The following is an 8,833-nucleotide window of genomic DNA, read 5'->3' as shown; positions in this document are numbered from 1 at the left end:
CCGCTGCCGGATGATTCCGGTGCGCGGGACCACCGAGCCGACGAAGGCAGGACGATCCTCCGGGACGCGGGCGGCGTTGTCGGGCTCCGCCGCGACCACCGGCTGATGAGCGCGGGCGGTGCTCGGGGCGCCCGCGCTCAGCCCCGTGGTAGTGCCGTGCTGATGGCGAGGCGGTTGAAGGTGTTGATGAGGCTGATCGTCCACAGCAGGTGGGCGAGCTGGGGCTCGTCGAAGTGGGCCTGCGCCTCGCGGTAGTGCTCGTCGGGCACCCGGCCCCCGGGCAGCAGCGTCACCGACTCGGCGAGCAGCAGCGCGGCGCGTTCGTGCGCGGCGAACCGGGACGACGTGGCCCAGTCGGGCAGCTCGTCCAGGCGCTGCCGGGATTCGCCGTGCTCCAGCGCCTGCCGCGCGTGCAGGCCGGTGCAGAACCCGCAGCCGTTGAGCTGCGAGGCGCGCAACCGCACCAGCTCCAGCAGGATCGGGTCCAGACCGGCGTCCTGCGCGTCGGCACCGGAGCGCTCGGCCAGCCGCCGCAGGTCCGCGAAACCGTTCGGGGTGAGCGAGAGCAGGTCGAGGCGGGCGGTGGCGGTCATCGGGTTCCTCCCGGTGCGGTGCGTTCGGTGGCGAGCGCGGTGACGGTGCGGCGGCAGACCTTGCCGGTCGGCGCGAGCGGCAGTTCGGGCAGCACCACCAGGAACTCCGGCAGCTTGCGGCGTTCCAGGCCGCGCTCCTCCTCCAGGAAGGCGGTGAGCCCGGCGAGGGTGAGCTCGGCGGTGCCGCTGACGCAGGCGCACAGCCGTTCGCCCAGGTCGTCGTCAGGAACGCCGACGCAGGCGACGTCGACCACCGCCGGGTGCGCGGCGATCTGCCGCTCCACCTCGGCGGGGCTGATGTGGTAGCCGCCGCGCGAGACGACCTGGTGCAACCGGCCCAGCACGTGCAGCCGTCCCCGCTCGTCGAGCATCCCGCGGTCCCCGCTGCGCACCCAGCCGTCCGCGGTGCGGTAGCGAGCGTCGAGCTCGGGGGCGGCCACGTAGCCCAGCGGCGTCATCGGGCCGCGGGCCAGGATCTCGCCGCTCTCCCCGCGCGGAACCTCGGCCCCGGCGGCGCCGACGACGCTGATCTCGGCGACCGACGGGTCGGGCAGCCCGGTGCCGGGCTGGTCCGGGGTGCGGGCGGTGTGGCAGTTGATGCCGTCCGACGAGCCGTACACGCTGATCACCTGGGCGCCGAACCGGCGCGCGGCGGCGTCGCGGGTCACCTCGGACAGCGGGGCCGCGCTGGAGACGACGACGCGGACGGAGGAGAGGTCCTCGTCCGGCGCCGCCGGGTGCTCGGCGAGGCGGCGCAGCATCGTCGGCACCCCGAACACGTGGCCCGGCCGGTGCCGGGCGATCAGCTCGAAGGTGCGCGCCGGGTCGAAACCGTCGGCCAGCACGATCGTGGCCCCCAGCGCGGCGATCGCCACGTGGGTCGCGCAGGAGCCGTAGGAGGAGGCCAGCGACATCAGCAGCAGCGCCCGCATCGGCCCCGGCTCCCGCGCCGCGTCCGCGAGGCCCCGCACGTAGTTCGCCCGGCCGCCGGCCATCGCGTTGTGCGAGTAGGCGATCATCTTCGGTTCCGCCTCGGAACCGGAGGTGACGAGGATGCGCACCGGTGCTTCCGGGTCCTGCTCCCGTGCCGCCCACCGCGCGGCCGGCGCGTCGTCCAGCGAGCGCGGGCCCGATTCCCCGGCGCCGAAGGTGAAGACGTGGCGCAGCTCCGGCAGCTCGCGGGCGTCGTCGGCGTCCGCCGCGCTCCCGAAGATCGCCGCGGCCGCCCGGGACCGGCCCAGCAGGCTCCGGGTGTCCCGGCTGCCGCGGCCCGCGGGGTAGGCGAGGACGACGGCGCCGACCGCGGCGACGGCGAGTTCGGCGACGACCATCCGCCGGCCGTTGGGCATCCGGATGCCGACCACCTCACCGGGGCCGATGCCGGCCCGGTCCAGCGCCGCCGCGATCCGGTCCACCTCGCGGTCCAGCTCCGCGTAGTCGAGCACTCCGTCGGCGTCGAGCACGGCTTCCTGCCGCGGGTGGGCGCGCACCTGCGCGCGGAACAGGGTGTGCACGTCGCGGTCCGGGCAGTGCCCGGCGCGGATCCACCGCGCGCGCAGCGCGGCGGGCACCCGGTCGCCGATCGCGAGCCGGGCGGGGGCGGTGTCGGTCACGAGAACTCCCAAGGGGGTAGCGGGAAGACGTGCTCGGCGCGGCCCAGCGCGGCGCCGAACCGGTCGTCGGTGGTCAGGTCGCGCAGGTCCGCGCACACCGGGGTGACGACCAGCCCGGCCGCGGCGCCCCGGTGCACCCACTCCCCGGTGGTCCGCTCCCGGAACCGGGTCGGCAGCTCGCCGGGCGCGCCGCCGAACGCGGCGGTCGCGGTGGCCGGATCGATCCCCCGCGGCAGCACGAGCGAACCGTCGGCGGTCCGCAGCGGACCGCGCAGCGGATCCGGTCGTGCGCGCGGCGCCCGCGGCACGAGCCCGGCCGCGGAGAACAACGAGGTGTCCACCCGCGCGCCCGCCCCGGCGCGCACCTGGCGCAGCAGCGCGCGCAGCACGCCGTGCGCGCACACCAGTCCGCCGAGCACGTCGGTCAACGTCATCAGCGACGGACGCACCGGGGCGCCCGCCGGGGACAGCGCCGCGGCCAGCCCGCCGCCCGCCTGCACCAGGAAATCGGTGCCCAGCGGGGGATTCGGTCCGGCCGCGCCACCCCACCCGGACGCCCACGCGTAGACCAGGCCGGGAGCGGACCGCGCCAGGTCGTCGGCGTCCAGGCCGAGCTGCGCCGCTTTGCCGGGCGCCCAGTTGTGCACGAACACCTCGGCGTCCGCCACCAGCTCGTGCACGGCCCGCCGCCCGGCGGCGGACTTGATGTCCACCTCCACGACCCGTTTGCCGTCGTTGAGCGAGCGGTACCGCACCGACGTGCCACCGGCGGTCGGCGGGATGCCGCGCATCGGGTCGCCGCCGGGCGGTTCGACGCGGACCACCTCGGCACCGAGCATCCGCAGCACGTGCCCGGCGACCGGGCCCTGCACCCGCCGCGTCGATTCGACCACGACCAGGCCGTCCAGCGGCCCGGCCGCCGGGGCGCCGCGCGGGCGGAGCGGGGCACCGGCCGAGCCCAGGGGAGTCGTCGTGCAGGCCGGAACCTCCCACGGCGGCACCGGATCCTCCCGGACCGGCAGCACCGCCACTCCGGACTCGGCCGCCGCGGCCAGCACCTCGGCGAACCGGGTGCGGCCCACCACCTCGTGCAGCTCGGGCGGCAACGGGCAGCACGCCGTCCCGAAGCGCTGCTGGAACGGCCCCCAACCTCGCGAGATCGCCGCGTTCCCGGCGCCCAGCGTCCGCCAGAACCGCAGCCACGGCTCCGCGTCGAGCGTCTCCAGCTCGCAGCGCACCCCGTCGGCCGTGGTGAACGGCGGCCGCGGCCCACCGCCGGGGTCCGCACGCGGCTCCGCGTCGTCGGATTCGGTCGCGGCGACCGCCAGGTACTGCTGCACGGCGAGCAGCGCGGCCTCCGCCACCGAGGTGCGCACCCGGGACACCCGCGCGCCGCGGGCCCGGGCGATCGCCGCCGCCAGCTCGCCCTGGCTCGCCAGCACGCCCGCCACCACCGAGGCGTAGTCCACGCCCAGCGCGGCGGGCCGCCCGGCGGCCCTGCCGTGCACCTGCATGATCCCGCACGCCGCCTGCACCGCGTCCTCGTCCGGCAGCACTGCCCGGACCGGCCCGGACCAGTCGATCTCGCAGGTCACGTCCGGCTCGCCGCGCAACGCGTCGCGGACCTCCGCGGCGACCCGCGCCGCCGCGCGCTCCGAGGTGGGCGCCCCGCTCATCGCGCGGCCTTCCGCCCGTGCACCGAATACATCAGGCAGGACGTCGCCCGGAAGTCCGGGTGCAGCACGACCTCCCGCACCCGGTCCAGCTCGGCCCCGGTCATCCCGGCCGCCATCAGCTCCGCGCGCATGTCCACCGCCGCCTGCGCCAGCAGCAGCAGGTCCGCGCCGTCGCGGTGCCGCAGCTGCACCCGCGGGCGCGGGTCGATCTCGACCAGCCCGGCCCGGTGCATCGCCAGCGGCACCCGCCTGCCCCAGCCGGGGTCCACGCCCGCGCCGCGCATCGCCGCCTCCTTCGCCGCGAGGAACTTCTCGTACAGCAGCGCCGACTCCTCGTCCGCGGCCAGCAGCAGCGGTTCGTAGGAGGTGTCGAACTCGTCGACCTGCAGCCAGCCGCCCGGTTTCAGCGCGCGCACCAGCTTCGCCAGCACCGCGTCCCGCTGGGGGAGGTGCCGCAGCACCAGCCGCGCCACGACCAGGTCGAACTCCTCCGCGGGCAGCGGATCGACGACCACGTCGTGCCCCACCACCGGCGGCCGGGAACCCGGGTTCGGCCGCAGATCGGTCGCCAGCACGCTGCCGGACGGGGCCACCCGCTCCGCGAGCCAGCGCGCGACCGCGCCACCACCCGCGCCGACGTCGAGGCAGCGCCACCCGTCGCCCACCCCCGTCTCCGCGAGGCGGGTGAAGGTGAGCGGGTCGTGCGCGGCGGACAGGTAGCGGTGCCGGGCGCGCTCGTGCTCCCGGGCGAAGGCGTAATCCCGGGGCGCCGCCTCGCACGTCACGTCCACTGCCCGGACCCCGGCGTCTCGGTGCTGCCGGTGAGCCGCTCCAGCAGCAGGGCGCGCCGCACCTTCCCGGTGCCGGTCCGCGGCACCCGGTCCCAGGCCAGGACCACCGGTTCGGCCATCGCGGGCAGCCCGCGCACCGCCCGGCGCCACGCCCCGCCCGGCAGCGCTCCGTCGGCGGTCACCACCACCGGCAGCGGGACGTCGTCCGGACGTCCCAGCACCACGCACTCCTGTGCCTGCGGCAGCCGGTCCTCCAGCACGTCCTCGGTCTCCAGGCAGCTCAGCCGCGGCGTGCTGTCCACCTCGCGGTCCAGCAGCGACACGTGCCCGTCCCGGTGGTGCACGCCGATGTCCCCGGTGTTCCACCACGGTCCGCGCGCCTTCGCCGCCCAGCGCTCCGCTTCGCCCTCGTAGTCCAGGCAGCGCGCGGCGGTCCGCGCCAGCACCAGGCCCGGCGTCCCGCGCGGCACCGGCGCGAACGTGTCCGGGTCCACCACCCGCAGCCGGGTCTTCACCGGGATCGGGCGGCCCACGCTCCGCGCACCGCGCGCGGACGAACGCCTGGTGTGGAAGCGGAACGTCAGCGGCCCCGTCTCGGTCTGCCCCCAGCCCTGCATCCACAATGGACGGTGGTGCGCGGAGGCGTGCAGGTAGGCGCGGATCGTCGGCGGGTGCACCGCGTCGTAGGTGCTGATGAACAGCCGCACCCGGCGGAACGGGTTGTCCAGCCGCTCGGTCAGCGACCGGAACCGCACGTAGGACGCGGGCAGCGCCTCCACGATCGTCGGCGGGTAGGCGCGCAGCACCGGATCGACGTGGTCCGGGTCGTGCGAGGAGAGCACCACCAGCTCCCGGGGTTCCCGGCTCAGCGCCACCGCCGTCCAGCAGAACGTCCGCCCGTGCGCGTAGGAACTCGCGTTCACCACCACGTCGTCCCGGCGGACCCCGATCAGCGGCACCGGGTTCGACTCGAACCGCGCCAGCTGCCCGATGATCGTGCGCGTGGAGTGCACCACCAGCTTCGGCACGCCCGTCGTCCCCGAGGTGTGGTTGATCACCAGCGGCTCGTCGTCGGAGCGCAGCCGCGGCGCCGGGGCCGTCCGGCCGCGCACGTCGTCCAGCCGCACCGCGCCCGGTGCCTCCCCGTCGAGCAGCAGCGCGGTCCGCGCCGTGGACACCAGGTCCAGGCCCTGCTCCGCGCAGCGCCGCGCGAGCGCGCCGGTGGTGACGAGCACGGCGGCGTCCAGCCGCTTGAGCAGCTGCTCCAGCGCCGCCACGGACAGCTCCGCCGACAGCTGCGCGGGCACCGCCCCGATCCGCACCGCCGCGCAGGCCAGCAGGTCGTAGTCCCAGTGGTTCTCCTTCACGATCACCACCCGGTCGCCGCGCCCGGCCCCGGCCGCCGCGAGCCACCCGGCCGCGGTCCGCACCAGCTCGGCGAGCTCCGCCACCCGGTACGACGAGCCGCCGTCCGGGGCGATGTCGAACGGCCGGTCCAGCCGCACCGTCGTCGCGGTGCCGCGCCGCGCGCACTCGTCGAACAGGACGCCCATGTCATGCGGTTTCAACGCGTCGGCTCCTCGCCTGGGTCGGAATGCTCAACGGGGCGCGCAACCTGCTCAGCACCCGGGAAGCGGCCAGTGCGCCGGCCCGTACCGCGCCCTCGCTCGCCGGGCGCAGCATCACCCAGTCCCCGGCGTAGTCGACGGGGCGCAGGCGGCGGGCCATGAACCGCGACCGCAGGCCGAGCGCCTGCGGGGTGGCCTCCGGCAGGCCGTGCGGGTGGCGGTGCACGAAGTTCCGGCGGTTCGCCGCGGGCAGCTCCGGCAGGTAGCGGGCCGCGGCGCCGGTCAACCGCGCCACGACCTCCTCGTCCGGCAGCTCCAGCAGGCCGGCCGTGGTGCGCGCGTTCGGCATCAGCGTCAGCAGCCCCGTCCCGGGTGGCGCGCGGTCCGGGTGCTTCTGGTGGTCGAACAGGATCGCGGAGAGCGCCGCGTCCTCGGCCTCCGGGGTGAGCAGCACGTACGGCGGGGCGCCGTGCTCCGGGGCCAGCGGCCGGTCCAGCAGGCAGCTCACCTTCAGCGCCGGGGTGAAGGTGCAGGCCCGCAGGAAGTCCGCCTCCGCTTCCGGCGCGCCCGGGTGCAGCCGCGCGGCCACCGGCGCGGGCACGCACAGCAGCACCGCGCGGGCCGTCACGACCTCCTCGCCGACGTGCAGCCGCGCCGCGGAACCGGTGGAGACGACCTGGTGCACCTCCTGCCCGGTGCGCACGTCCAGCCCGGTGGCGAGCCGCCGCGCCAGCGTGTCCATCCCGCCGCGGTAGGTCCGCCAGTTCGACGCGTCGCCGACCGCCAGCAGCAGCGACACCATCACCGCCGCCGAGGACCGCCCGGTGTCCCAGCCGAAGAAGGTGCCCGCGACGGGTTGCAGCAGGTAGTCGTGCAGGTCCGGGTGGTACCGGCGGGCGAAGTCGGCGACCGTGCTGTCGGCCAGCGGGGTGCGCTGCGGGTCGTCGGTGTCGAACTCGCCGCGGCGCCGCGCCAGCCACATCTGGAACCGCGCCAGGTCCACCCGGGCCAGCGGGGAGAGCCCGGCACCGGTAAGCAGCCCGCGAGGTTCGGCGACCCCGGGGTGCGCGCGGCCGTCCCGCCACATCGAGATCGGGCTGCTGATCGGCGGGATCTCGTGGTCCTCGATGCCCACCCGGGACAGCAGCTCCCAGGTGGCCCGGTAGCCGCGCGGGGACAGCTGCTCGGCGCCGGTGTCGATGGTGTACCCGTCGACGCGGACGCTCGCGGTGCGCCCGCCGACGTGCCCGGCGGCCTCGTACACGCGGACGTCGAGTCCGGCCCGGGTCAGCTCGGTGGCGGCGGCGAGCCCGGCCATGCCTGCGCCCACCACGGCCACGTCCAGGTCGCCGCTCATCAGCGGGCACCCCCCAACGCCGCCAGCAGGTTCGCCGCGACCAGCAGCACCACGTACAGCCGGTGCACCCGGAACCCCAGCCGCCGGGCGCGCATGATGTCGCCGGCCCGGAACCCGAGGTGGTACTGCCGGGCGCGCAGCGCGTTGCCGGGCAGCACGAGCACCGCGAACCACCACGGCGCCACCCCGGTGAGCGAGGCGCCCAGGCACAGCAGGAACTCGCCCAGCGACAGCGCCCCGATGAACAGCGCGTTCCCGCGCGGCGAGGTCAGCGCGGCCACCGTGGGACGGCCGACGGCCCGGTCGCCCGCCACGTCGTTGGTGTTGGAGTACACCCCGAACATGAGCGGCCCGAGGCCGAACAGCACCGCCTGCACCAGCACGAACCCGGAGAACTCGCCGGTCGCCAGCCCGTGCGGGGCGAGCACCAGCGCGACGCCCAGCGCGACGAGGAACGCCTCCTGGAAGCCGTGGTAGCTGAGCTTGAGGCCGTAGGAGTACTGCAGCGCGATCACGAACGTCACCGCGATCAGCACCAGCGTCCACATCGGACGGTGCGGGGCGACGACGGCGGCCGCGCCCCACAGCAGCGCCCCGCACCCGGCGGCGGCCCAGCCGAACCCCAGCGCCTCCCGCTCGGTGAGCGTGCCGGCCACCAGCGGTTTGCGGAGCTTCTTGCGCAGCGGGTCGTTCGGCCCGTAGTTGGCGATGTCGCTGCCGTCGCGGAACCCCGTCACGTCGTCGAGCGAGACCAGCGCCACCAGCGTGCAGACCTCGCCGAGCAGGAACAGCAGCAGCATCGGCAGCGCTTCGGCGCCGGCGGCGAACCCGGCGGCGGGCAGCGCGGCCGCACCGACCACCAGCACGCTGAGGTAGTAGTCGTAGACGTCGAGCTTGCCCAGCCGCGCGAAGGTGCGGGCCTTGCTCTCCGGCCGAGCCGCCCCGATGCGCTCGGGCGCGGCGTGCAGGTCACTGGTCATCGTGTCGTGCTGCTCCTGTTCCGGACTGGCGGGTGCCCGGCGCCTGCGCGCGCGGGCGGTGGCGGGTGAACTCGCAGACGGCGTCGGCGATCCGGGTCACCTCCGCGTCGGTGAGGTGCGGGTAGATCGGGAGGGCGAGGATCCGCGGGGGGGGCCCCGCGGGGGGGGGGCCCCCCGCGTGCGCGGGGGGCCCCGGCGGCGCACCCGCGTGGTGGGGGCGGCCCCCCGGGGTTGTCACCGGGGGGCCGCAGGGCG

Annotated in this window: 7 protein-coding genes; all 7 read right to left on the bottom strand. The window is 76.1% G+C overall.

Features of this window, described 5'->3' with window-relative positions; genetic code table 11:
- Positions 1-137 precede the first annotated feature (137 nt).
- From LCD31_RS02160 to LCD31_RS02130, 7 genes are read right to left on the bottom strand one after another with little or no spacing between them, the layout of a single operon-like run.
- Positions 138-593, bottom strand: a complete 456-nt coding sequence (locus LCD31_RS02160) for a carboxymuconolactone decarboxylase family protein (RefSeq protein WP_224955708.1) — start codon at positions 591-593, stop codon at positions 138-140.
- On the bottom strand, positions 590-2,206 hold the full coding sequence (locus tag LCD31_RS02155) for a class I adenylate-forming enzyme family protein (protein WP_224955707.1): 1,617 nt from the start codon (positions 2,204-2,206) through the stop codon (positions 590-592). Before LCD31_RS02155 ends, LCD31_RS02160 begins: the two co-directional genes overlap by 4 nt.
- Complete coding sequence (locus LCD31_RS02150; protein WP_224955706.1) at positions 2,203-3,882, bottom strand: CoA transferase; 1,680 nt, start codon at positions 3,880-3,882, stop codon at positions 2,203-2,205. Before LCD31_RS02150 ends, LCD31_RS02155 begins: the two co-directional genes overlap by 4 nt.
- On the bottom strand, positions 3,879-4,673 hold the full coding sequence (locus tag LCD31_RS02145) for a methyltransferase domain-containing protein (RefSeq protein ID WP_308011262.1): 795 nt from the start codon (positions 4,671-4,673) through the stop codon (positions 3,879-3,881). Before LCD31_RS02145 ends, LCD31_RS02150 begins: the two co-directional genes overlap by 4 nt.
- Entirely contained in the window at positions 4,664-6,226 is a 1,563-nt protein-coding gene (locus LCD31_RS02140; RefSeq protein ID WP_224955709.1) for a class I adenylate-forming enzyme family protein, read from the bottom strand. Before LCD31_RS02140 ends, LCD31_RS02145 begins: the two co-directional genes overlap by 10 nt.
- Position 6,227: 1 nt before the next feature.
- Positions 6,228-7,598 carry an NAD(P)/FAD-dependent oxidoreductase gene (locus LCD31_RS02135; RefSeq protein ID WP_224955705.1) on the bottom strand — a complete coding sequence of 457 codons (1,371 nt, stop codon included), beginning with the start codon at positions 7,596-7,598 and terminating at the stop codon, positions 6,228-6,230.
- Positions 7,598-8,578 (bottom strand): UbiA family prenyltransferase, encoded by a 981-nt coding sequence (locus LCD31_RS02130; RefSeq protein WP_224955704.1) that lies wholly within the window; start codon positions 8,576-8,578, stop codon positions 7,598-7,600. The genes LCD31_RS02135 and LCD31_RS02130 overlap by 1 nt, the downstream gene beginning before the upstream one ends.
- Positions 8,579-8,833: the final 255 nt, after the last annotated feature.

The organism is Saccharopolyspora sp. 6M, assembly GCF_020176775.1.
Taxonomy (GTDB): domain Bacteria; phylum Actinomycetota; class Actinomycetes; order Mycobacteriales; family Pseudonocardiaceae; genus Saccharopolyspora_C; species Saccharopolyspora_C gregorii.
Note: the sequence above shows the minus strand (reverse complement) of the source record. Positions and strands in the feature narration are given on the sequence as shown.